25 protein-coding genes are annotated in these 24,344 nt (G+C 50.8%); 6 read left to right on the top strand and 19 right to left on the bottom strand.

Features of this window, described 5'->3' with window-relative positions; genetic code table 11:
• The first annotated feature begins 69 nt into the window (after window positions 1-69).
• Together ACO0LN_RS07090 and ACO0LN_RS07085 are read left to right on the top strand one after the other, a co-directional pair.
• Window positions 70-951 (top strand): EamA family transporter, encoded by an 882-nt coding sequence (locus tag ACO0LN_RS07090; protein ID WP_422972269.1) that lies wholly within the window; start codon window positions 70-72, stop codon window positions 949-951.
• Window positions 952-987: 36 nt separating this feature from the next.
• Entirely contained in the window at window positions 988-1,605 is a 618-nt protein-coding gene (locus ACO0LN_RS07085) for a nitroreductase family protein (RefSeq protein ID WP_422972267.1), read from the top strand.
• A 14-nt stretch (window positions 1,606-1,619) separates the two neighbouring features.
• Here ACO0LN_RS07085 and ACO0LN_RS07080 read toward each other — a convergent pair whose 3' ends face one another.
• The 5 genes from ACO0LN_RS07080 to can form a co-directional block, all read right to left on the bottom strand.
• Window positions 1,620-2,333: an SDR family NAD(P)-dependent oxidoreductase gene (locus ACO0LN_RS07080; RefSeq protein WP_422972265.1), complete on the bottom strand. Its 714-nt coding sequence runs from the start codon at window positions 2,331-2,333 to the stop codon at window positions 1,620-1,622.
• Complete coding sequence (locus tag ACO0LN_RS07075; protein WP_422972263.1) at window positions 2,330-2,569, bottom strand: TIGR02450 family Trp-rich protein; 240 nt, start codon at window positions 2,567-2,569, stop codon at window positions 2,330-2,332. The genes ACO0LN_RS07080 and ACO0LN_RS07075 overlap by 4 nt, the downstream gene beginning before the upstream one ends.
• 30 nt (window positions 2,570-2,599) lie before the next feature.
• A complete protein-coding gene (locus ACO0LN_RS07070) occupies window positions 2,600-4,147 on the bottom strand; it encodes a cryptochrome/photolyase family protein (RefSeq protein ID WP_422972261.1) in 1,548 nt (515 codons plus the stop codon).
• Between the two features lie 26 nt (window positions 4,148-4,173).
• Window positions 4,174-4,341, bottom strand: coding sequence for a DUF2256 domain-containing protein (locus tag ACO0LN_RS07065; protein ID WP_422972259.1), 168 nt, complete (start codon window positions 4,339-4,341; stop codon window positions 4,174-4,176).
• A 114-nt stretch (window positions 4,342-4,455) separates the two neighbouring features.
• Complete coding sequence (gene can / locus ACO0LN_RS07060) at window positions 4,456-5,124, bottom strand: carbonate dehydratase (protein WP_422972257.1); 669 nt, start codon at window positions 5,122-5,124, stop codon at window positions 4,456-4,458.
• Window positions 5,125-5,304: 180 nt separating this feature from the next.
• Here can and ACO0LN_RS07055 point away from each other — a divergent pair, with 180 nt between their 5' ends.
• Window positions 5,305-6,000 (top strand): hypothetical protein, encoded by a 696-nt coding sequence (locus tag ACO0LN_RS07055; protein ID WP_422972255.1) that lies wholly within the window; start codon window positions 5,305-5,307, stop codon window positions 5,998-6,000.
• A gap of 38 nt (window positions 6,001-6,038) precedes the next feature.
• Here ACO0LN_RS07055 and ACO0LN_RS07050 read toward each other — a convergent pair whose 3' ends face one another.
• The 3 genes from ACO0LN_RS07050 to ACO0LN_RS07040 are packed head-to-tail and all read right to left on the bottom strand — an operon-like array spanning window position 6,039 to window position 8,497.
• Entirely contained in the window at window positions 6,039-6,611 is a 573-nt protein-coding gene (locus ACO0LN_RS07050; protein ID WP_422972253.1) for a hypothetical protein, read from the bottom strand.
• Between the two features lie 39 nt (window positions 6,612-6,650).
• Complete coding sequence (locus tag ACO0LN_RS07045) at window positions 6,651-7,790, bottom strand: hypothetical protein (protein ID WP_422972251.1); 1,140 nt, start codon at window positions 7,788-7,790, stop codon at window positions 6,651-6,653.
• Window positions 7,787-8,497, bottom strand: coding sequence for a glutathione S-transferase N-terminal domain-containing protein (locus ACO0LN_RS07040; protein ID WP_162060634.1), 711 nt, complete (start codon window positions 8,495-8,497; stop codon window positions 7,787-7,789). The genes ACO0LN_RS07045 and ACO0LN_RS07040 overlap by 4 nt, the downstream gene beginning before the upstream one ends.
• A 165-nt stretch (window positions 8,498-8,662) precedes the next feature.
• Here ACO0LN_RS07040 and ACO0LN_RS07035 point away from each other — a divergent pair, with 165 nt between their 5' ends.
• Together ACO0LN_RS07035 and ACO0LN_RS07030 are read left to right on the top strand one after the other, a co-directional pair.
• Complete coding sequence (locus tag ACO0LN_RS07035) at window positions 8,663-10,825, top strand: DUF7133 domain-containing protein (protein WP_422972249.1); 2,163 nt, start codon at window positions 8,663-8,665, stop codon at window positions 10,823-10,825.
• Window positions 10,826-10,909: 84 nt separating this feature from the next.
• A complete protein-coding gene (locus tag ACO0LN_RS07030; RefSeq protein WP_422972247.1) occupies window positions 10,910-11,650 on the top strand; it encodes a hypothetical protein in 741 nt (246 codons plus the stop codon).
• Window positions 11,651-11,695: 45 nt separating this feature from the next.
• Here the strand turns inward: ACO0LN_RS07030 and ACO0LN_RS07025 are convergent, their stop codons facing one another.
• From ACO0LN_RS07025 to ACO0LN_RS06990, 8 genes are all read right to left on the bottom strand, one after another.
• The gene (locus ACO0LN_RS07025; protein ID WP_422972245.1) at window positions 11,696-12,508 is read right to left on the bottom strand and encodes a TOBE domain-containing protein; all 813 of its coding nucleotides are present in this window, start codon (window positions 12,506-12,508) and stop codon (window positions 11,696-11,698) included.
• 22 nt (window positions 12,509-12,530) lie between these two features.
• Entirely contained in the window at window positions 12,531-13,214 is a 684-nt protein-coding gene (locus tag ACO0LN_RS07020; protein WP_422972243.1) for an ABC transporter ATP-binding protein, read from the bottom strand.
• Window positions 13,215-13,223: 9 nt separating this feature from the next.
• On the bottom strand, window positions 13,224-13,898 hold the full coding sequence (modB, locus tag ACO0LN_RS07015) for a molybdate ABC transporter permease subunit (RefSeq protein ID WP_422972241.1): 675 nt from the start codon (window positions 13,896-13,898) through the stop codon (window positions 13,224-13,226).
• A gap of 16 nt (window positions 13,899-13,914) precedes the next feature.
• Window positions 13,915-14,673 (bottom strand): molybdate ABC transporter substrate-binding protein, encoded by a 759-nt coding sequence (gene modA / locus ACO0LN_RS07010; RefSeq protein WP_422972239.1) that lies wholly within the window; start codon window positions 14,671-14,673, stop codon window positions 13,915-13,917.
• A 193-nt stretch (window positions 14,674-14,866) separates the two neighbouring features.
• Window positions 14,867-15,214 carry a hypothetical protein gene (locus ACO0LN_RS07005; protein ID WP_422972237.1) on the bottom strand — a complete coding sequence of 116 codons (348 nt, stop codon included), beginning with the start codon at window positions 15,212-15,214 and terminating at the stop codon, window positions 14,867-14,869.
• 400 nt (window positions 15,215-15,614) lie between these two features.
• Entirely contained in the window at window positions 15,615-15,959 is a 345-nt protein-coding gene (locus ACO0LN_RS07000; RefSeq protein WP_422972235.1) for a hypothetical protein, read from the bottom strand.
• A 140-nt stretch (window positions 15,960-16,099) separates the two neighbouring features.
• Window positions 16,100-16,702 carry a chalcone isomerase family protein gene (locus tag ACO0LN_RS06995; RefSeq protein WP_422972233.1) on the bottom strand — a complete coding sequence of 201 codons (603 nt, stop codon included), beginning with the start codon at window positions 16,700-16,702 and terminating at the stop codon, window positions 16,100-16,102.
• Window positions 16,703-16,772: 70 nt separating this feature from the next.
• Entirely contained in the window at window positions 16,773-19,751 is a 2,979-nt protein-coding gene (locus tag ACO0LN_RS06990) for an EAL domain-containing protein (protein ID WP_422972522.1), read from the bottom strand.
• Between the two features lie 159 nt (window positions 19,752-19,910).
• Between ACO0LN_RS06990 and ACO0LN_RS06985 the strand changes: the two genes are divergently transcribed.
• A complete protein-coding gene (locus ACO0LN_RS06985) occupies window positions 19,911-20,042 on the top strand; it encodes a hypothetical protein (RefSeq protein ID WP_422972231.1) in 132 nt (43 codons plus the stop codon).
• A gap of 26 nt (window positions 20,043-20,068) precedes the next feature.
• Here ACO0LN_RS06985 and dnaJ read toward each other — a convergent pair whose 3' ends face one another.
• The 3 genes from dnaJ to grpE form a co-directional block, all read right to left on the bottom strand.
• A complete protein-coding gene (gene dnaJ, locus ACO0LN_RS06980; protein WP_422972229.1) occupies window positions 20,069-21,190 on the bottom strand; it encodes a molecular chaperone DnaJ in 1,122 nt (373 codons plus the stop codon).
• 134 nt (window positions 21,191-21,324) lie between these two features.
• The gene (gene dnaK, locus ACO0LN_RS06975; protein WP_422950840.1) at window positions 21,325-23,265 is read right to left on the bottom strand and encodes a molecular chaperone DnaK; all 1,941 of its coding nucleotides are present in this window, start codon (window positions 23,263-23,265) and stop codon (window positions 21,325-21,327) included.
• A gap of 141 nt (window positions 23,266-23,406) precedes the next feature.
• Window positions 23,407-24,009 carry a nucleotide exchange factor GrpE gene (gene grpE, locus ACO0LN_RS06970; protein ID WP_422950839.1) on the bottom strand — a complete coding sequence of 201 codons (603 nt, stop codon included), beginning with the start codon at window positions 24,007-24,009 and terminating at the stop codon, window positions 23,407-23,409.
• Window positions 24,010-24,344 lie beyond the last annotated feature (335 nt).

The following is a 24,344-nucleotide window of genomic DNA, read 5'->3' as shown; positions in this document are numbered from 1 at the left end:
ATGGGCATTTATCTTGATATCAAGATAGTTTATGCTAAGATGGATTTATCTTGAACTCAAGACATTATCATGAAAACTGCAAATATGCCTTCCCGACTTGGCTTTTGGCTCGACACCTTGCTGACTGCGCTGGCACCTGCCATCTGGGGCTCGACTTATATCGTCACGACACAATTCCTGCCGCCAGACCGGCCCTTTACTGCCGCCCTGCTGCGCTGCCTGCCTAGCGGGATTTTGCTGGTGCTGTTTTGCAAGCGCCTGCCCTTGTCGCGTGAATGGGGGCGCTTGCTGGTGCTGGCTGCGCTGAACATAGGTTTCTTCCAGGCGCTGCTGTTCATTGCGGCTTACCGCCTGCCGGGGGGCATGGCTGCAGTGATTGGCTCTATACAGCCCTTGTTGATCATGGCCATGGCCTGGTTACTGGACAGGCGCAGGCCAGCCGCGCTGGCGATCACAGCCAGTGTCGGTGCCGTATTGGGGATGGCGGCGCTATTGCTATCAGCCACGGCGGTCATGGATGCCGTGGGTCTGGCAGCCGCTGCGGCTGGGGCGATCTGCATGGCGGGCGGCACTTATTTGTCGCGGCGCTGGCAAAGCAGTTTGCCGGTATCGGCTTTCACTGGCTGGCAACTCTTGCTGGGAGGCTTGATCCTGCTGCCTTTTAGCCTGCTGGTGGATGCGCCGCTGCCCGCGCTGAACATGACGCAAATACTGGGCTATGCCTATCTGTCCATCGTTGGTGCCTTGCTGGCCTACAGTCTGTGGTTTCGCGGTATAGCACGCTTGTCACCGGTGGCCGTGTCTTCACTGGGTTTGTTAAGCCCTATTACTGCCGTCATCCTGGGCTGGATTGTGCTTGATCAAAGCATGCGCGGACTCTCGCTGGCAGGTTTATTGATCGTTCTTGCCAGCGTCATCGTCGTGCAAAAAAGCATGCGTAGCCAGGCCTGAATTTTTATCACTCTCATCTTTATCAAGGAAAATAAAATGCATGCATCCATACAAGAAATTATTGAGTCGCGCGTCTCGGCGAATAACTATGACAGCAGCCGCAAGCTCAGCCATGACGAGATCACCGAGCTCGTGCGGCTGGCAACGCTGGCGCCTTCTGCCTATAATTTTCAGAACTGGAAATTCCTGGCGGTTGTCAGCGACGAGGCTAAACAGCGCTTGCAGGCAGCAGCTTTTAATCAGCAAAAGGTCAGCGATGCTGCAGTGACTTTCATCATCTGCGGCACCCTGAATGCCCACGCCCAGCTCGAACCCGCTTTGCGCCCTGCTGTTGCTGCCGGGATCATTGACGACAAGATGTTGACGACATGGGTAGGCATGGCTGAGCAAAGCCACACCAATAATGCGGTGCTGCAAAGGGATGAAGCCCTGCGCTCAGCATCGCTGGCGGCAATGACCTTGATGCTGGCAGCACAAGGCAAGGGGCTGGCATCTTGCGCGTTGAGCGGTTTTGACGCAGATGCGGTGGCGCGTGAGTTTGATCTGCATGCCACGGAAATCCCGGTCATGCTGATCACGGTGGGTCATGCCGCCGTTGGCAATTGGCCGCAAAAACCACGCAAGCACGTGCATGAAGTGATGCAACTGGTTTGAGTATCTGCCGATCATCACCAGGGCAGCGTCTCACCGGCATAAGTATAAAACTCACCCGATTGTGCAGGCCGCATGCTGTTGATCACCGCCAGCATTTCATTGGCTGCCTGCGTGACATGGCGGCCTATGCTGGCACCGCGAAAAGGTTGCGACAAGGCGGTGTTGACCGTGCCGGGGTGCAAGGCAAATAAGACTGCATCGGGATGGGTGCGTTTGAGTTCTATGGCGGCGGTCTTGATCATCATGTTCAGCGCCGCCTTGGATGCGCGGTAGCTATACCAGCCGCCGAGGCGATTGTCTTCTATACTGCCGACCTTGGCAGATAGCATGGCCATGACACCTCTCTGTTTGTCGAGCATAGGGGCGAAGTGACGCAGGAGCAAGGCAGGGCCAAAGGTATTGACGAGAAAGGTCGCCTGCATTTGTGCATACTGCAAATCGGCCAGTTTTTTCTCGGGCATGAAGTCAGCGGTATGCAATACGCCAGTCGCATTGATGATGAGATGAAAAGGGCCACGCTCTTTCATCTCGCTAGCTGCTGCAGCAATGCTGTCTTCACTAGCAAAGTCCAGTACTGGCTGGCTTTGGCGATGCAGACTTACAACCAGTCCACAATGTTCCTGCGCACGCAATAGTTCTACAAATGCCGCACCTATGCCGCCAGATGCGCCAATCACCAGCGCCCTGAAGCCCTGTGGGAAGGAGCTTAGCAAACTATCAGCCATCATACCCACCCTTGCTTCCACATGTTCGTGTCAGCCAGTTCACGCCAGGCGATCTTGCGTTTGGCCTTGCTATAGACAGCTTCAAGCTCAACAAATTCGACCTGGGCATTCATGACAAGCTGCCCTTCTTGTTGCTCAGGCAAATAGACTTTACTGACCAGAAAATGCTTTTGTTTGGCAACGACTTCTACCGCAGTCCATTTGGAGAGCATGAGCTTATTTGGTTGTATGGGGTTCATTTTCTGGCTTTCAAATGGTGCTATATCTGCTTAAAGATCATCAAGTCTGGCACGTATATCTGTTGCCCTATCGCGCAACGCCTGCAAGGTGTCTTTATCCATTTTTCTGAGCTGAGGATACACCATGCCTATGCGAGGATTACTGGATAACTTGTCTTCGTTACGGGCAAAAAAATCCCAGTACAGAGCATTGTAGGGGCAAGCTAGTTCGCTTGTACGTTGCTTTTTATCGTAATGGCAACCCTTGCAATAATCGCTCATTTTGTCAATATAGGCTGCGGCAGACACATAGGGTTTAGTGGCCAGCATACCACCATCAGCAAACTGGCTCATGCCCAGGGTATTGGGTAACTCTACCCACTCAAACGCATCGATATAAATACCCAGATACCAGCGATGGAGTTGCTGTGGCTGCAAGCCCGCGAGCAAGGCAAAATTGCCTATGACCATCAGGCGCTGTATGTGGTGGGCATGGGCTTGCTCCAGCGACTGGCTGATGGCGCTGGAGAGGCAGCGCATTTTTGTTTTGCCAGTCCAAAACCATGCTGGCAATTCTGCCTCATGGCCAAAGAAATTATGTTCTTCATAGCCAGGCATTTGCGCCCAGTAAATGCCGCGTACATATTCTCGCCAACCCAGTATCTGCCGTATATAACCCTCTACCGCAGGCAGTGCGGCATGGCCGGCCCAGAGTGCCGCCTCGACCTTGCTAACCACTTCTTGTGGCTGCAGCATTTTGACATTCAGGGCGAAAGAAATCAGTGAATGAAACAAGCGCCAAGACTTGCTGCTCATGGCATCCTGGAACTCGCCAAAATGCGGCAGGGCATGCTGGATGAAAGCATCAAGTTGTGCCAGTGCTTCTGACCTGTTCAGCGGCCAGGCAAAATTTGCCGCATTCGCTTCACCAAAGCTATTGATACCTGCCTGCTGTATGGTTTCCCACAAGCCTGAATGATCATGTCGAGGCCGGAAGTCTGCCGGTTCCCAGGGTATGCCGGGCCAGGCTTTGCGGTTGTCGTGGTCATAATTCCATTGCCCGCCGACTGGTTTATTGGCTTCCTCCAGCAAGACCTGGTGCTTGACGCGCATGTGCCGATAGAAATTTTCCATCAGCCATTTCTTGCGACCTTCGAACAGGATGACGGCTTCATCACGGCGGGTAAAAAAATGTTCACTGCTGCACATGCGGCAATTGATCTTGCTGGCATCGCAATAGGCGGCGAGTTGTGCATCGAGCCTGAATTCGTCAGGCTCCTGGTATTCAAATTGGCTGCACTGATAACGTGCCAGCAGCCAGTCGAGATTGGCTGTCAGGGATTGTATATTGTCTGCGTCATCGATAGTCAGATAATGCAGGCGATGGCCAGCAGCCTGGAGTTGCGCAGCCAGCGCGCGCATGGCGGCAAAGATGGCGATAATTTTTTGCGCATGATGGAGCACGTAATCTGTCTCTTGCCGGATTTCCATCATGACATAGACGACATCGTCAGAAGTTTGGCTAAACCAGCTATGCGCAGGATAGAGCTGGTCACCGAGTATCAGGCGTAATGTGGTTGCGGGTGCGGCAGTTTGCATGGCGTTCTCCGATTTGGTGGCGGCTCTCAAGTCTGTGACTTGCCACTGCGACTGCTCTGGCTGTTGCTGCGGCAGCGCTGGGAACAGTATTTGACCTCGTCCCAGTTTTTTTCCCATTTCTTGCGCCAGTTAAATGGCAGGCCGCAAGTCTGGCAAAGTTTGCTGGGCAGGTCCGCCCTTTTTCGCATTTTCATCTGAATTTCATCTGAATACGACCATCAGGAAGATGCCTTGATCTTGCAAATGATGAGATGGCTGCATTGTGCAGCCATCTGTATTGCTACTGACTGATTCCAAAAATGGCGTCTTTATTGATCATAACGTGCCAGGCTGGCTGCGTGATGCGTAGTCAGTTCATCAGCAGAGCTGATGGTCATGCCTAATTCGCTCAGCAAACCGTCGCGCAGGCCATACACCCAGCCATGCACGGTCAATGGCTGGCCACGCTCCCAGGCGTCTTGTACGACAGTGGTGCGGCAGAGATTGACGACTTGCTCAATGACATTGAGCTCGCACAGGCGTTCGCTTTTCTCTTGCACAGACAATACTTCGCCCAGGTATTTCTCATGTTTTTGATGCACATCCTGGACATGGCGCAGCCAGTTATCGGCCAGGCCAACACGGCGGTTGGTCATGGCAGCATGCACGCCGGAGCAGCCATAATGACCGCAGATGATGATATGTTTGACACCGAGTACATCAATCGCGAATTGCAATACAGAAAGGCAATTGAGATCAGAATGCACGACCACATTGGCGATGTTACGGTGGACAAACAGTTCGCCGGGCAAAAGGCCCAGCAATTCATTGGCTGGAACGCGGCTGTCAGAGCAGCCTATCCATAGGTACTCAGGGCTTTGCTGTGCCGCCAGCGTCTTGAAGAAATTGGCGTCTTTTGCCGTGATGGCAGCAGCCCATTTGCGGTTGTTTTCAAATAATTGCTGTGGAGTCAATCCTGTGTTGCTTGTTGCGCTCATGCTCTCGACCATTTATTCTAGACAGGCGAGATTCTACCTGCAATGCGAGCTTGCTGCATGATTAGCCCATAATATATCCGGGCATGGTCTATCTGACATGAGCGAAATATTCATATTGCATGACAAACCTCTATCGCCAATACTTGATCAAAACCAACACCCGAAAACGGAGTTCAGGGCATGACCTCAGGCAAGCGTGACAAAACCGCGGCGAAGTGGCTAGTTGCATTCAGCATTTTTTGTCTGCATGCTGCTTGTCCTGTCCTTGCGCAACAAGAGAGCATACGCATCGCTACCTTTGGCCAGGGCGGCCCCATGGAAAAAACCGCTGCAATCCAACTGACCGAGCTTTATAAAAAGCTGGGGATAAACCTGGAGTTCGTCAACCTGCCGGGTAACCGTGCCCTGCAGGAATCAAATAGCGGGCGCCTGGATGGTGAACTCATGCGCAAGGGAGGGCTGGCTGTGGAATATCCCAATCTCCTGCAAATCATGGTGCCGCTGGCAACCACCAATACCGTCGCCTTTGCCATGGATAAGAACATCGATCTCGACAAAGGCTGGGCCAGCCTTAAAGAACATACGTTTTCTTATGAGACCGGCACCAAGGTCATAGAACAAAACACCCAGGGGTTCAGCACAGGCCATGCCGAGCACAATATCAAGGCTGCCTTCAGGCAGATGCTGAACCGCCGGGTAGAACTGATCGTCATTGATGAACAGTCAGGTTTGCAACTGGTCAAAGAGATGAAGCTGGAAGGCACGGTACACATGCTTACTCAACCCATCAGCACGATACCTCTTTACCATTACCTGCACAAGAAACATGCGGACCTGGCCAGCAGGCTGGAAGCTTTGCTACGCAAGAATCATTGAACCATGCAGGCGCGTATTTTGCCTGCATGGGTCAAGAATCAGTGACAGAATTCCTTCATCATTTCATTCAATCTCAATGGCAGCCCGGCATCAAGCCTTTGCTCGTCGGTGACGTCGGGATTAATGGTGCACACCTTGAAAGGTGTTGTTGACACCAGTTCCAGCCCATAATCCCTGGGTATGCCGCTGGCCTTCAGATAGCGGTCAATACGGCCAACCATGCTTCCGGCCTGCTCAAATAGGCCTAACCTGGCAGCCTTGCGCGCCATAAAGAAACTCAGCAGGTGATTTTCCTGTGAACGCCAACTCTCGTTTTCTTCGGATTCGCCACCGGTATTGGTGTGCTGAAAAACAACCGACGCCAAAGCAAGATTCCTCGCTGTCCATGGCAGATCATCGACCATCATTTCAAACAGGCGCATGCGGTTGGCAGCGTCCGACTTCAATTCAGCCGGTCTGTCATAGATATCACCGCGTTTAAACAGTGAACGGGTCTTTTGATCTTCCTGATAAATCTTGTCGATTTCGGCAGACCTGCTCATGCTTTCAGCGCTGGCAGCAGCATTAAAAGCAAGGGCTAGTAACAATAATCCGGTTTTTAATATCTTCATTGGGTGTCTGCTGGTTAATATCCTGGATATGTACAGAACTCAAGGTGATGCTTCGAAAGCCAATGTCTTACCTGCCCCGCGCCACTGCCCCAGTAATTTATTGCCTTCCCGGCGATAACTGATGGTTGCGCTTGGTTTGCCCTTGCCGTCAAATTCAGTCAGCTCGGTTACATCCTTCTTGCGCGCTGCCTTGAGCGGTATGGATTGGCGATGTTTGTCATAAAAGTAGCGCGAGCTTGAGTAATATGCACCTTCAACACTATCTGTCAGCATCAGGGTAATGGGCGTATTACCATTGATCTTGCTGCGAAAAACCTGGGCATAGGGATTGATGTCAGCAATCGCTCCATCCCCCTCACCGAGCAAAATATATTTCCCATAGCTGCTGAGGTAAGCTGTCAATTGCGGTGCTTTGAGTGTCATGACCAGATTGCCCAGATCATCAATGGCGCGGTTCACATGTGCTGAACACGTACCGCTATCAAAACTCAGTGCACCATCAAGTATGCTTATCTGACCGGGATACTTCAGATAAAAATCATAGTGGAGGCCAGTTTTGGTATAGCGCTCTTCCAGGCAACGCTCGTATAGCTCGATCTGGTCAGCCACCGTTTCTTTGTCGCGCTCTTTCGTACCCTTGTTACGCAATTTTTCCAGACGAGCTATTTCAGTTCGCAAACGCCTCGCATTGGTTTTTTGCGCCAGTATCGCCAGGGCCTTTTTACCAGGCTCGTTTAATAACTCCACAGGCGTGATGACACGCCCTGTCCTGGCATCAAAGTCAAAACGTATTTCATTCAGGCTGCAATACGCGCCGCAGCCCTCAGTACTGACAACGATGGCATAGTGTCGCTTGCCATTCAGCAGGTCAGAAGATGCTGGCTCCATGGACTCAAGAGGAAGCTCCAGCTCTATCAGTGCCATCTTTGCAGCAGTGTCTTCTTTCGCAGGTGGCAAAGTATTCAATAACTGTATGTGCAAAAAGTTATTGATACGATCTGCCACCTGCCTATCCTCAGTCGAGATGAAAGGTATCGTCAGTTCTACCTTCTCTCCCATGTTGTTCTTGCTGGTGTACTTGAGCGGTTTGTCGCTGAAAGTAGCACCCAGGCAAGTGCCAGACAATAGCAAGGCACTGCCTGAGAGACTGAAGAGCTTGATATTTTTAGCGAACATCATCCGCGTGCCGGTATCAACAAGCCCCTCTGCACTGCCGGGCGCCCGACAAACTCGGCCAGGGCGCGTTGCACATGCGGGAAGTCATTGATGCCTACCAGATCACCTGCTTCATAGAAACCGATCAGATTACGTATCCATGGGAAGATCGCGATGTCGGCGATAGTGTAGGTATCACCCATGATCCACTTGCGGTCTGCCAGGCGCTGGTTGACGACAGACAGCAGGCGTTTGGATTCTGCCACGTAGCGGTCGCGCGGGCGTTTGTCTTCATAGGCCTTGCCAGCAAATTTATTGAAGAAACCAAGCTGACCAAACATCGGGCCTATGCCACCCATCTGGAACATCAGCCATTGCAGGCATTCATAACGCTCTGCCGCATCGGTGGGGATGCACTGCCCAGTCTTGTCTGCCAGGTAGATCAGGATGGCACCAGATTCAAACAGCGCCAGTGGCTTGTCACCGGGGCCTTGCGGGTCGATGATGGCGGGGATTTTATTATTCGGGTTCAGCGACAAAAATTCTGGCGAAGTCTGGTCATTGGTCTCAAAGCTAACCAGGTGGGGCTCATAGGCCAGGCCGGTTTCTTCGAGCATGATGGAAACCTTCACGCCATTCGGTGTCGGCAGTGAATACAGTTGCAGGCGCTCAGGATGCTGGGCTGGCCATTTTTTGGTGATAGGGAAATTATTGAGAACAGAGCTGGACATGGTGTTTCCTTCCTGGGTTGATCTGATAGCGGCCTTTCAGGCGCAGAAGCCAGATGCTAATCCATTTATGAAATTTCTGCGCAGGGCCATCATATCTGTGATGGCGAGTGGACGACATTTGGGCTAAGCTGCACGACTTGTGCCGTACATACTATTATTTGCCTCATGCTCAGAACCATCCTCATACGCCTGCTGTTTGTTATCGCCTTGATCGCCATAGTCCTGGGGCTGGCACGCTATCTGGGCAAAGACAGCAGTAATGTTGCGCCCGATAACTTACTGGCGAAAGTAGGTATCATCAAAAAACCGGCAGCAACTTCATTTGACTGGCAGGCTGAAGTGGATGTGTATGCAGGCGTGCCAGACGTTGATAGCAGTTATTTTTCTGACCCTTATGCAGTCGCGATAGACAAGCAGGGCACTATTTTTGTCAGCGATGCAGGTGAGCATAATCAGATATTGAAGATCAGCGTTGATGGCGCAGTTGTGCCCTATGCCGGTTCTGTCGAAGGCTTTGCCAATGGCAAGGCTGATCAGGCGGCTTTCAATACTCCATCTGGCATAGCTCTGGATGGCAAGGGTAATTTGCTGGTGGCTGATACCGGCAATCATGCGATACGCTGCATCAGCTCTGAAGGCATAGTGACGACATTAGCCGGTAATGGCAAACCCGGCTATCGCGATGGCATGGGTGCTGAGGCACAATTCAATGGCCCGGTAGGCATAGCCGTAGATGCTGCTGGCAATATCTACGTAGCCGACACCTACAATGACCGCATACGCAAGATCAGCCCTGATGGCCAGGTCAGCACAATCGCTGGCAGCAATGGCTCGGGTTATCTGGATGGCGAGGCGGCCGCTGCGCTGTTTGATACGCCAACAGGGCTGGCAATCAATAGCAAGGGCGACATCCTCATCGCCGACAGCAAGAACGACGCCATACGCAGGCTGAACAAGGACGGTCAAGTCACCACCCTGGCCCGTGCACTGGATGATGAAGAAAAACCCCTGATGCGCCGCCCTTTGAGTATTGTTGCCACTTATGACGATCATCTGTACATAGGTGAAGGTGGCAAGGGCCGCATCATACAGATTTCTCCCACAGGTGAAATGCGTGGTCTCACAGGTGTGGGCATCAGCTTTGAAGCCGGGGATGACAAGGCACAGCGCTTCGCGCAACCTACAGGCATTGCAGTCAATGACAAAGGGGCTTTGCTGGTCAGTGATTCAGTGCGACTGCAAGTGCTGAGCATACAGGCCAAAGGGCAGACAAGCGCCATTACCGGACAAAAACCGGCTGCACCAGCGCCTGTGCGTGAAATCAAAAATACCCGCACCGATGATAAAATCAAATCCTACCCCTGGCCCATCAAGCCACAAAATTCTCCGCATGAAGTGGTAGGAACCATGGGTGAAGTGCGTGGCAATTATGATGGTGAAAGTCGCGATCACTTCCACGGTGGCCTTGATGTACAGGCCAACATGGGCACAACCGTATATGCCATCGCCAGTGAAAAAGTACGCGGCACCAGCAGCAGCTGGGGCTACAGTGGTCTCAGCGAAGGCATCAAGCTCGACAGCATGGCTTATATCCACATGAAGGTGGGGCGCACCGCCAAAGATGCGCTGATCGATGACGATAAATTCCAGCTACAGACGCTGGCAGATGGCAAACCCTATGCAGTGCGCGTCAGGCGCGGCACCCGCTTCAAGACTGGCGAAGCGCTGGGCAGCATCAACCGCATGTTCCATGTGCATCTGGAACATAATCACGCAGGTCTTAAAATCAATCCTTTGAAATTGAACTTCCCCGGCCTGGTTGATACTGTCGCGCCGGAGATAGAAGACATCACTATCGTTGATGGCAGCGGCAAAGAGATCAGGGACAAACAACAGGGCCGCTTGCTCCTGTCCAGCCAGGTCAAGGATTATGGCATCGTCGTCGATGCCTATGACCAGGTCGATGGAAATGCCAAACGCCGTCGTCTGGGTCTGTACCAATTGGGTTATCAACTCTTGTACACCGACGGCAGCCCCGTGCCCGGCTATGAAAACCCGCGCATGACGATGGAATTCAACGCCTTGCCACCCGACCGTGAAATGGTCAAATTATTGTATGCAGAAGAAAGCGGCATCACCGTGCATGGTGCAAAGAAAACCCGGTTTTTGTATATGGCCAGCAATACGGTCAAGGATGGTATTGCGAAGAAAGGCAGCTGGGATGTCAGCAAGCTGGCCCCTGGCAATTATGTCTTGCGTATCCATGCGGCGGACTTTGCGGGGAATGTGGCGAAGGATAATCGGGACTTGAGATTCACCTTGGAATAATGCTTTTGCAAGCACACTGTAGCTAATAGTAGCTAAGCACTTGGCAATCATCTACCACATTAAGGATAGTACAAATTCTTCACGATGATGCATATTCACATAGTACGTTTACTTTTTCTCGCTGCTTTGATGCAGCTAACTTGCCCTGCATTGGCAGAGATTGTTCCCGAGTCATCTAGACACGGTAGTGTCTATTTCGGGAAATACGAACCGAAAGAACCAAAATCGCTGGCAGATATCCCACAGCCTGTAGCTGCAAAACTTATTGAGTACCTGAAAAAACGCCTTGGTGAAGCGCAATATGCACATTTGAAATTTGCAGGTGGCCAGGTGATAGACGCTAAAGAGCTGCGTAAAACAGAACCGGACTCCAGAGACTATCAATGGGAAATTCCGGCCTATATATTGCAATTCGATTTTGAACTGCCTGGTACACCCAAAGTCATTTTTCCTGTTGAAATTTCACTCAGGGCCAATGCAAGCGTAATGAAGGAGATAAACCTACCAGCTTATGCCGATTCAACAGACAAACAAGTATTTCATTCTTTCAAAGATTTAATGGGAGTCATAGCCAGAAAAGGTTTTCTCGAAAAAAACATGGCTTACAAGCTCGAATACGATGAAGATGGTGTCATCGTCAAGAAAGGTTTGTTCGAAAACAATATGACTGTAAGGCTCGAATACTATGAAAAACTTGATACTCTCGTTTGGAAATATACCAAGGTATTATCTGACAACGGCTATGCGATAGAGATGAAATCCATTGTGGTCAATGCATATTCTGGCAAAATTATCCGCACCACTAAATCCAGGGCTATACGTTGAAGTAAGGTGCCAGGTCTGACACCTCTTGCACCAACTATCAAACAATCAGCCAGCAACACCCAGTATCACACTGGAAGCCTTGAACAGGCCAGTCACTGTGCCACCTACTGCCAGACCCATGCCAGTCGCGCTTTCATTGGTGATGATGGCGGCCAGTGTCGCGCCACCTGGCAATTCAAGCACCACTTCGGTATTGACTGCACCTGGCAGGATGCGGCTGATGTTGCCTGTCAATTGGTTGCGGGCTGAGAGTCTGGCTTTGCGGTCTTCTTCCATGAGGATGATGGAAGATGCTTTGATGAGTGCAAAGGCTTCTGCACCGATTTGCAAACCCAACTCCTGCGTGCTCTCATGGGTGATGATGGCGACGATCTTTTGGCCGCCAGCTATTTCGAGTTCAATTTCATCATTGATGGCACCGGTTTTGACTTGGCTGACTTTGCCAAGGAACTGGTTGCGCGCACTGGTTTTCATATTCATTTTCCTGATCAATAAAAAATCGTCAGCAATGCCCTCTGCCTGCCGGTCTAGCTGGGCAATGAAGTCGCGGTGTTCTTTTTCTATGATCTTGAAATTGCTGACCAGTTGTTCGCCGCGCTTGGTCAGCCTTGTACCACCGCCCCCCTTGCCACCTGTCAGGCGCTCTACCAGGGGTTCACCTGCGAGATTGTTTATGGTGTCGATGGCATCCCAGGCGGCTTTATAGCTCATCTTGACGGCTTTTGCGGCCTGGGTAATGGAGCCGCTTTCGGCCAACTGGGCCAATAAGGCGATGCGGCTTTTTCCGCCAAGGTTTTCTCCATCGACGGTCATCCAGACTGCGCCTTGCAGAGTAATTTCTTTATTCTTTGCATTCATCTGCTACAGTCCTCATTGGCTTTCATGCTGCATATTTTGTGCTTTCGACGAGTCTGCCATCCTGCAAATTCAATACATGCTCACCAAACACCTGGGCATCTTCTGCATCATGGGTGATGAGTATCATGGGGATATTCAATTGTCTTTGCAGGCCGTCGAGTTCTTTGCGCATGCTGATGCGCAGGGGCTGATCAAGCGCCGCAAAGGGCTCATCGAGCAAAAGCGCCCGCGGCTCGGCGATCAGGGCGCGGGCCAGGGCGGTTCTCTGTTTTTGCCCGCCCGATAATTCATGCGGCATCTGCCTGGCCAGGGCTTTTATATGCAGGGCTTCGAGCCAGTATGCAACTTTTTCATCCTGCACTTTGGCAGAAGGGTTGCGCCAGCCCTGACTGAGGCCAAAGGCAATGTTCTGCGCCACGTTCAGGTGCGGAAACAAGGCATAGTCCTGGAACAGGTAAGCCAGTTGACGGCGCTGTGGCGGCAGGTTGATGCGCGCAGTATGGTCAAACAGGGTGTTGCCTGCCACGTGAATATAACCGGTATCAGGCGTCATCAAACCTGCGATGGCTTTGAGCACCAGACTCTTGCCTGCGCCGGATGGGCCGAGTATAACGAGGCGCTGGCTATCGCTGCGAACCACAACATCCAGTTCAAAACGACGCTGGCCAGATTGCAGAGTCTTGTGTATGTGCAGGTCAAATTCCATCGTTTCCTTTCACATGCGGTTAGCTATGCGGCCAGGTGTCAGCTTGCCCGCCAGCAGCAAGACGGTAATACAGACTGCCGAAGTCAGCAAGACCAGGGAATTGGCGACATCGTCCTGCCCGGCCTGCACTGCTTCATAAACGGCAATCGACAAGGTCTGGGTCTTGCCGGGTATGCTGCCCGCCACCATCAGGGTGGCGCCAAACTCACCCAGGGCGCGGGCAAAGGCCAGCAAGACACCCGCCAAAATGCCGCGCCATGCGAGCGGCAGAGTCACGCGAAAAAACACGGCCATTTCAGAAACGCCCAACACCCTCGCCGCCTGCTCCAGTTGCCCATCAACCGCTTCAAAAGCCGCTCTCGCCGGTTTGAATACCAGCGGGAAGGCGACAATGGCTGCGGCAATCACAGCACCCTGCCAGGTAAAAATAAAGCTGAAGCCAAAGTGATCTTGCAGCCATGCACCGAGCGCACTACGCCGCCCCAGCAAGACCAGCAGGTAATAACCGAGTACCGTGGGTGGCATGACCATGGGCAGGGTCAGTATGGTATCGAGCAGGTCACGGCCAGGAAAGCGTTTGCGTGCCAGCAGATAGCCCACGCCTATGCCAAAAATCAGGTTCAGCAGCGTAGCCCAGCCCGCGACTTTCAATGACAATAGCAGCGCTGTCCATGCTGGGTTCATCTATAACCTTATTTTTTTATGGCTTCTGGAAGCCGTATTTAGTCAGGATAGCCTGGCTTTGCGGCAGGAACAAAAAGGCGATAAAGCGCTTGGCTTCGTCCGCGTTCGTGCTGGCCTTGATCTTGGCAACTGGATAAGTGATAGGCATGTCCAGCGGCACTTCCAAGCTGACCTTGACCTTGTCTTTCATGATGGCTGCATCTGTGGCATACACAAAGCCGCTTTCAACTTCTCCACGGGCGACATAGTCAAGTGACTGGCGCACATTCTGGGTGTAGATAGCCTTGGCTTCCAGCGCGGGCCAGAGTTTGGCTGCCGTCAGCGCATGCTGGGTATAACGTCCGACCGGCACGCTGGCTGGGTTGCCGATGGCAATGCGCTTGACGCCAGCCTGGCTCAAATCTTCCAGACGCTTGATGAGCAAGGTGCTGTCTATGGGCGCAATCAGCACCAGGGTATTTTTGACGAAATCGCGGCGGTCTGCGGCGACGACCAGGCCCTGCTTTTGCGCATCATCCATGCTTTCCTGGTCAGCTGAGGCAAACACATCGACCGGCGCGCCTTTGGCAATTTGCTGCAAGAGTGCGCCAGATGCGCCAAAGTTCAGCGATACCTTGGCCCCAGGATATTGCGCCTGGTAATTTTGTGCGATTTCCTTGAAGGCATTGGTCAGGCTGGCAGCGGCAGAGACTGTGACTTCTGCAGCAAGGCTGGCAGCAGAAATTGCGCAGAAAGCAATACTGGCAATGAGTTTGCCCATAGTCTTGATTTGCATGAGGTATCCAGAAGAATAAGTATCGAACAAGAAGCGTAATATACACTTATATATAGCGACTGAGAAATAAGCAGTTTTGAATACTTGATATGTGTCACGAAAATACCCGCTTCACGGTATTTCTGCGCAAAAAAACATGTGATTTTTACAGGAATGAGTAATTAAAAACGCATGGGTCTGCATCTACCTGAGCCTAAGCTATCATTAGTTCCAATCCATGATCAATTGCATAGCTTATTCCATCCATCAGTTCATTTATGCGCTGAAAAAAATCTTCAGGCACACCTACTCTGGGGTCGCCATCAGTCCAGTATTTTTCTAATTGCTCTACTTCATTTCTAAAAAGAACTAAATTATCAGAAGAGAGTATCAATCCTTGTTCAAAATCTGCGCTTTCTGTCAATGTAGAAATAATTGGCAAATTCAATTTGCGTCCGACAGATTCCCAGTAAATATCAATAGTCCCTGCCGTTCCTAGGAAAAAATCAAGTATTGGCTCATCAGAAGGAGAATCACCAAAAATAAATATGTTGTATGCCATTTTTTGATAGTCCTTATCGGGAAAACTTGGATGAGGCCTTACACTGTGACATACTTAAGCAGTTCATTGTCTCTGATGTTTATACATAGTGAACCCAAAAACGGCGCCTTCTGCCATGAAATACGTACCTGAGCGATATGGCTGGAAAATTCCTACGTTATCGTCAGCACATTTTTCCTGTAGCTACGATTAGTGCTTACGTAATTGTACGCATGGCTAACCATTACCCGTCATTATGAATTAAAGATAGCATCAGATATCCACGCAGCTCATTTTGGGATGGATAAAGCGCGGTCAGGGAGAAGCTGAGACTATTTGTTATTTGCGGCTCATCATGCGTACGATTACGTTTCACTAATCGTACCTACAAGGGCTGAACACCTGAGACGGCAGCAGAAAATTATGAGAATTGCCCCTTTGCATTATCCAGCTCAGCGATCAATTCGTCTGCGCTTATCCTGACATCATCCAGATTTGCTATATTTTCCCATGACTCGTTATACGCTATTTCAGCAACGAAGACAGGCAAACCAAGTTTTTCAAGTCCATTAACTAGCAGCCTGATATTTCGATCGACCTCCACATGATCATTTAAAAATAGTTCTGCTGTATAGAATGAGCCTGCTTTACCAGCAGCGAGCCTTTTCTCTATCGATATTAAAGCAATACCTGTCACTTCTCTTATTAACTTAATAGCATTGATATTGTGACATGGATCTGCAACTGCGATTGATATCCTGGACATAAATATTTCTGGGACGTTTTAAGAACCTGAATAGTTGCTCAAGCACCTCATGGCAACTGAAGCAAAAGAATGGTGCACGCGCAAAAAAAGCGCAAGGATTTGCATCCCTGCGCTTTCTAATTGCTACCGACGCTGAAACATCAACGACCGCGCGTATCTTCCTCAGCCAGCATGGCTTTCTTGAGGCTGCGATCTACCGGGGATTCGCCCAGCCAGATACGCAGCAAGGCATTGTAGAAACCGAGGTCCGGATAAGGGTCGCCCATTTTCTTGCCATTCAGTGCTACAACGGTGCCGACACCGGGTATCCAGTCATTGGTCATGACATCGCCTTTTTTAAGTTCAGGCACGGAGGCAAACAATTCACCGAAACGGATGAATTGTGAAGTCATTTTGGACTTTTCTGCCTTGTCGGTGTTTTGTTGAATGCCGGTCATGAAGCCACGCCCGAATTCTTCATTACTCAGGTCGCGCAGCATGACGATAGTCACACGACGTGGTCCTTGTGATGCCAGTACTTCTGGTACTGTGGTCTTTTTCTCTTTCAGATACAGTCCCGCTGCATAGACTTTGAAAATGGCCTTGTAACGTATGCCAGCACCGTTCAATTTCAGATAAGTGCCACCTACCTGTACGCTTTCATCAAACTTAACCCCGGCAACTTCGGTGGCACTGGCCTGCACACTCATGCATACGGCCAGCGCCAGACCTGCCAGGCGCATTACTGTTTTGTTCAATCGCATTTGTCTCCCCTTTTATTTTAATACCACTTGAAAACTGCCCGCCTCGCTTTGGGTTACGAAGGCGGTGCCACTAGCTTACCTGAATTTCAACTTTTGGGCTGTCGGCTTTTTGCAGTGCGTGGCGGGCACTGATGAAGCGGTCAAATTCGTCTATGGGAATTGGTTTGCAGAACAGGTAGCCCTGATAAGCCTGACAACCAGCCTGCAGTAAAAATTCGCGCTGCTGTTCGGTTTCCACACCTTCTGCAATGACGTTCAAATCGAGGCTGGCACCAAGGCTGATTATGGTGCGCACGATGTTGGCATTGTTCACATCATCAGGCAGATTGTGCACAAAACTGCGGTCTATCTTGAGTTGCGTCAAAGGCAAACGTTGCAGATAAGAAAGGGATGAATATCCAGTACCAAAATCATCCATGGAAAACCCGACACCGAGTTTCTTGATGGCATGCATTTTTTCTATGACGATGGCGACATCTTCGAGAACGACACTCTCTGTCAGTTCCAGTTTCAGCAAGACCGGGTTGGTCCCTGTTTCATGCAAGATGCGTTTGACGTCATCGACAAAACCGGGATGGCGGAACTGGCGGGCACTGACATTGACTGCTAGCTGCATGCCGGATTTAACCGGGTCGTCGGCCCAGATGGCGATTTGTTTGCAGGCTGTTTCCAGTACCCACAGGCCTATCGGTAGAATGAGGCCGGTTTCTTCTGCCAGCGGGATAAAGTCCAGCGGCGACACCAGCCCGCGTGCAGGATGGTGCCAGCGCAGCAATACCTCTGCCCCTATCGGGTCGCCAAGCGCACTGACCTGTAGCTGATAATGCAGGACAAACTGCCTGTGCATGAGGGCATGACGTAAATCGGTTTCCATTGCGGTGCGGAATTCCAGCGCGGCCTGCATGCTGGGATCAAAGAAGCGCACACTGTTTTTACCGAGCGCCTTGGCCTGGTACATGGCCATGTCGGCGCGGCGCAATAATTCATCGATGCCAACAGCTTCGGCACCAAACATGGTGATGCCTATGCTGCCTGAACTTTCATAATCAATATGTCCAAGATTGATGGTCTGGCTCAGGGTAATGCGAATTTTTTCTGCGACGTTTTCAGCCAGGCCTGCAGCATATTGCAGGTCTTCATGCAAGCCTTCGAGCAAGACTACGAATTCATCACCACCGGTGCGCGAAACCGTATCATCGGCACGCACGCAGGCATGGATGCGCTTGCCTATCTGGGTCAGCAGCAAGTCACCCATATTATGGCCCTGGGTGTCATTCAGGGTTTTGAAGTTGTCCAGGTCTATCATCAAGATCGCACCGTAGCGCTGGTGCCTGCGGCTCAGCGACAAGGCGCGCGCCAGCCTGTCGAGCAAGAGGCGGCGGTTAGGCAAACCCGTGAGTGGGTCAAAGAAAGCCAGTTGATGGATTTTTTCTTCCGAGACCTTGTGCTCGGTGATGTCATTGAAAGAACCAACGTAATTACTGACCTTGCCGTCTTCATCGAGTACTGCAGAAATGACCAGGCGCTCGGAGTAGATTTCACCATTCTTGCGGCGGTTCCACAATTCGCCTTGCCAGTGGTGATTACGGCGTATCTCTTCCCACATCTGGCTGTAAAAAGACTCGTCGTGGCGACCGGATTGCAACAGCCTGGTGCCCTGGCCTACGGCCTCGCTGGCTTCATAACCGGTAATGCGGGTAAATGCCTTGTTGACACGCAGGATGACCAGATTGGCATCGGTGATCAATATGCCTTCTTCGGTTTCAAAAGCCATGGCAGCAATTTCGAGTTCCTTGTCGGCCAGCTTTTTATCTGTGATGTCACGCAACAGGGCAACGTATTGCTGCAAAACATTTTTCTGGTCATACACGGGGGTCAACAACAGCTCCAGCCATGACAACTGGCCATTGTCGGCCTTGCGGCTGTATTCCAGCGTCAGCGGTTTTTGCTCCTGATTGTCTTGCGCCAGCATGGTGGCAACAGCAGGTGTGAATAAGTCGCCGAGTTTTTTTTCATATAAGGCGTGCTCATCATAGCCACTTAAATGACAGGCAGCTTCGTTGACGTAGTTGATATGACCATCACGTGCGGCGATCATGACGCCTTGCGAAGTTGCGCTCAGGGCTTCATTGCGCAGGCGTAGCAGGGCTTCACTTTCCCGCAATTCTTCGGCATTGAGTTCGCGCTGACGGCGTTTGATGGTTGATTGGTAACTGAGCATCCATGCCATCAGGCAGACGATGAGACCGAAAACTTCGATGAATCTGGATAGCCTGGTTGTGCCTTGCCAGCCGCCGTGCGGCAAGGCAGCCAGTTCCCAGCTACCGCCCGGCAAGATGATGCTCTGTCTGACAGCATCACCAGTAAACAAATTGGCTTCACCGAGAAATACTTCACCCTTGCTGCCCTTGGCATCGCGGCCACGTATGGCAAGATTGATTTCATTTTGCACTTGGGCGATACCAGCCTGCTCCATCAATTGGTCATAATTAACGACCATGGCGATAGAACCCAGGAACTCGTCGCGGTTTTCATGCTGATAAACAGGAATGCGCACCACCAGCCCGACACCGCCCTGCACCAGGGTCAGCGGCCCGGCTATCTGTATGGTGTGTTCTTCTATCATGCGCTGATAGACTGGCCATTGCTTGGGCAACTGGCGATAATCAACGCCAAGGATTTTTTCATTCCCTTTATAAGGGTAAACATAGCTGGCTACGGTGCCTTTGACGAGCACCAGATTGCGTATGCTGGGATTGGCACTGGCCACTTCAGCCGCCAGTACTTTGAATTCCTGATCAGATAAATCCGGCTTGGTGGCGAAGGTGACAGCCAGTACGCGGGCGGCAGAAATATTTGAAGTCATACCAGTACCGAGCTTGGTACGCAAGACCACCAGTTTTTCTATGATGTCGACTTTTTGCTTTTGTATTGCCAGTTCGCGTTCATTATTGTCCAGGGCCCACAAACCCAGGAACACAATCAGGGCTACCCCCAAGGCAAAAAGCCTGGGGTATCTGGATGACAAGCCGATATATGATTTATCCATCAAGGCGATAAGTGTCCTGAAAACAGGCTGAATGTGCCGCTTTCTTGATTTAAGCCATTGCTCGCTGCTGAATTTTTACTTATTTCCTGCCTGTTTCTGATCAATCTTTTAACTCAGGAGCAACAATAAATTGCTTTTATCATAGTAGCAGAATGCCATATGAGTGACAGGCAGAATTACACCCTTGATGCGCAAGAAATGGTTAAGCTGTCTGGCAACAACAAAAAAGCCTGTCCAAACAAGTTTGAGCAGGCTTTTTCAGTTTATTTTGCAGGTCTTTTTGCAAAATAATCAGGATGCGGCTTTATTCTGCAACTTCATTCAAAGAATTTCTTGACCTTGTCCATCCAGGTTTTGCTTTGCGGATTGTGCTTGGAGCCGCCTTCTACCGTCAGCTTTTCAAAGTCACGCAAGAGTTCTTTTTGCTTTTCTGTCAGTTTCACCGGTGTTTCGATGACAACGTGGCAGAACAGATCACCCGCATAACCGGAGCGCACGCCCTTCACACCCTTGCTGCGCAGGCGGAAAGTCTTGCCTGACTGAGTACCTTCAGGCACGGTGAAAGATGCCTTGCCACTCAGGGTTGGTACTTCGATATCGCCACCCAGTGCTGCCTTGACAAAGGAGATAGGGATTTCGCAATGCAGGTCATCACCTTCACGCTGGAATACCGGATGCTGCTTGATATGGATTTCTACATACAAATCACCTGGCGGACCGCCATTGACGCCTGGCTCACCATTGCCGGATGAACGTATGCGCATGCCGTCATCAATACCGGCTGGTATCTTGACTTCCAGGGTCTTGTTACGCTTGATACGACCAACGCCGGAACAGCTAGGGCAAGGGTCAGGAATCATCTTGCCTGTTCCATGACATTTGGGACAAGTCTGCTGTATGCTGAACAAGCCCTGCTGCATGCGTACCTGACCATGTCCGGCGCAAGTAGTACAGGTAACCGGCGAAGTGCCAGGCTTGGCACCAGAACCATGACAAGTCTCGCAAGAATCCCAGCTAGGTACGCGGATAGTGGTATCAAAACCGTTGGCAGCCTGCTCCAGCGTAATTTCCAGGTTGTAGCGCAAATCGGCACCACGATATACTTGCGGGCCCGCATTGCGGCGGCCACCGCCACCAAAGATATCGCCGAAAATATCACCAAAGGCATCCGCAAAACCACCTGCGCCACCACCACCGCCGCCACCCATATTCGGATCGACACCGGCGTGACCATAGCGGTCATAGGCATCGCGCTTCTGGCTGTCGGAAAGCATCTCGTAAGCCTCTTTGGCTTCCTTGAACTTTTCTTCCGCGACCTTACTGTCCGGATTGCGGTCCGGATGGTATTTCATCGCCATTTTGCGATAGGCCTTCTTGATTTCTTCTTCAGTGGCGTTTTTGCCTAACTCAAGAATCTCGTAAAAATCACGCTTCGCCATCTCTTGTTAACCTCAGTATTGTTCTTGAACTTAAGTCCAGGACTTAAGCATCAAACTTAAGCGCAAACGCCGGGCAGGCACCGCAATGCGAGCCACCCGGCGCGTCATGACGGGCAAGCCCGTCAAAGTAGATATTACTTACTGTCTTTGACTTCTTTGAAGTCAGCATCTACGACATCATCATCTTTAGGTTTGGCATCTGCACCGGCAGCGCCTGCACCACCGGCCGCACCTGCTGCTGCCTGTTGTGCCTGCATGTCGGCATAGACTTTTTCACCCAGCTTTTGTGATGCGGTGGACAATGCGCCCAGCTTGGTATCAATCTCAGCCTTGTCACCGGATTTCAAGACATCTTCCAGTTCCTTGATGGCGACTTCGATTTTCTCTTTTTCGCCAGCTTCGAGCTTGTCACCATGTTCAGCCAAGGCTTTTTTGGTGGAGTGAACCAGCGCATCACCCTGATTGCGGGACTCGGCCAGTTCCTTGACCTTTTTGTCTTCTTCCGCGTTCAGTTCAGCGTCTTTGACCATTTTCTGGATTTCATCTTCGGTCAAACCAGAGTTGGCCTTGATGGTGATCTTGTTCTCTTTGCCTGTGGCTTTATCTTTTGCACCTACGTGCAAGATACCATTGGCGTCGATGTCAAAAGTCACTTCAATCTGTGGTGTGCCACGTGCTGCTGGTGGAATACCTTCGAGATTGAATTCGCCCAGACCTTTATTGCCGGCAGCGATTTCGCGTTCACCCTGATACACCTTGATCGTCACCGCAGGCTGGTTGTCGTCTGCAGTAGAGAACACCTGGCTGAACTTGGTCGGGATGGTCGTATTTTTCTGGATCATTTTGGTCATGACGCCACCCAGGGTTTCGATACCCAGGGACAAAGGTGTCACGTCCAGCAACAACAAATCTTTACGGTCACCAGACAGGACAGAACCTTGAATCGCTGCACCAACGGCAACGGCTTCATCAGGATTAACGTCTTTACGTGGTTCTTTACCAAAGAATTCTTTGACCACGTCCTGCACTTTAGGCATACGTGTCATACCACCAACGAGGATGATGTCGTCGATGTCAGTTGTCTTAACGCCTGCATCCTTGATCGCCATGCGGCAAGGATCAATCGTTTTCTGGATCAGTTCTTCTACCAGGGCTTCCAGCTTCGCACGGGTGATTTTCAAATTCAAATGCACAGGTGCGCCATTTGCCATGGCAATGTAGGGCTCGTTGATTTCTGTCTGTTGCGAGCTCGACAATTCAATTTTTGCACGTTCGGCAGATGCCTTGATACGTTGCAAAGCGATAGGGTCTTTGGACAAGTCCAGACCATTGATCTTTTTGAATTCGTCGATGATGTAATCGATGATGCGTTGATCGAAATCTTCACCACCGAGGAAAGTATCGCCGTTTGTGGACAATACTTCGAATTGCATTTCGCCATCTACGTCAGCGATTTCAATGATGGAGACGTCGAAAGTACCGCCGCCCAAGTCATACACGGCAATCTTGCGGTCGCCTTTTTCTTTTTTGTCCAGACCAAAGGCCAGCGCAGCAGCTGTTGGCTCATTGATGATGCGTTTGACATCCAGACCGGCGATACGGCCAGCGTCTTTGGTTGCCTGACGTTGTGCATCATTAAAGTAAGCAGGAACAGTGATGACTGCTTCTGTCACTTCTTCACCGAGGTAATCCTCAGCGGTTTTTTTCATTTTGCGCAAAACTTCTGCAGAGATTTGCGGTGGAGCCAGTTTTTTGTCGCGCACGGACACCCATGCGTCGCCGTTGTCAGCTTTGGAAATAGAGTAAGGCATCAGACCGATGTCTTTTTGCACTTCTTTTTCTTCGAACTTACGACCGATCAAGCGTTTTACCGCAAACAGTGTGTTCTTAGGATTTGTAACAGCCTGGCGTTTGGCGGACGCGCCAACCAGGATTTCGCCGTCTTCTTGATACGCAATGATCGAAGGCGTAGTACGTGCACCCTCTGCATTTTCTATCACTTTTGGCTGACCGCCTTCCATGATAGCAACGCAAGAATTGGTAGTACCCAAATCAATACCAATCATTTTTCCCATGATAATTCCCTCAGAATGTAGATTTTTTTGTCAATGTTGGTGAGTCAGTGCATTTTTAAGCTGCAACTAACTCGTCTGTTTCGGATATATGGTAAAAAACACGCTTTTCAAGCCACTTTTGCGTGTATTTTTACGCTTTTCTTACTTTCCTTGCGCTACTGTCACTAAAGCCGGGCGCAATAAACGGTCGGCAATGCTATAGCCTTTTTGCAATACCGTCACGACGGTATTTGCCTCTTGCTCGGCAGGCACCATGGAGATGGCCTGGTGTTTCATCGGGTCCAGCTTATCGCCCTGAACCGGGTTGACTTCAGTCAAACGATTCTTTTCAAATGCTGAACTGAGTTGCTTCAAAGTCATTTCCACGCCTTCTTTCAGCGCTTCTATGGATGGTGTATCAATCTTCAGAGCCATTTCCAGGCTGTCCTTGACGGGCACCATGGCTTCGGCAAAGCCTTCTATCGCAAACTTATGCGCCTTGCTGATATCTTCCTGGGCGCGGCGGCGGATGTTTTCACCCTCGGCCTTGGCACGCATGAAAGAATCTTGCAATTCTTGCACTTTTGCTTCCAGTTTGGCAATGACTTGCTCGGCGGTGTCCTGTACAGGCGCTGCAGCCTGGGCAGCTTCTGGTGCGGATGTCTGCACCGTTTCACCTTGAACTACGCCGTCCAGTTGAACTTCCGGCGCGGTGGCTTCTTTTATTTCTACCTTTTCCGCTTGCTGGTTTTCTTGCTCTTGCATACTTACTCTCCCAATCAAAAACGTACATTACCTCTGCATCTGGGGATATATCCTTACGATTTCAAGGCTTTATCTGCAAATTTTCCTGAACTTCCCATATTTGCGCCTGTTTGCCAGAACATGGGGGCTTTTGAGCTTCCTGCAAGCCACATTATTTAATGTACAAACGAACACATTTCGTAACAAAGTCAGAACAATTCATTACTGGCATCTGCTGCGCCGCCTCCTAAAATGATGATTAAGAAATATCTCCCCTGGAGGTCTCATCATGAAACTCTCACTCATCTCCCTGCTCTTGCTGGCTTACATCCTTGCCACCGTTGCCTGGATCTGCC

Source organism: Undibacterium sp. TC9W, assembly GCF_049339865.1.
GTDB lineage: Bacteria > Pseudomonadota > Gammaproteobacteria > Burkholderiales > Burkholderiaceae_D > Undibacterium.
The sequence above is the reverse complement of the archived record's forward strand: the minus strand, read 5'-3'. Positions and strand labels throughout refer to the sequence as shown.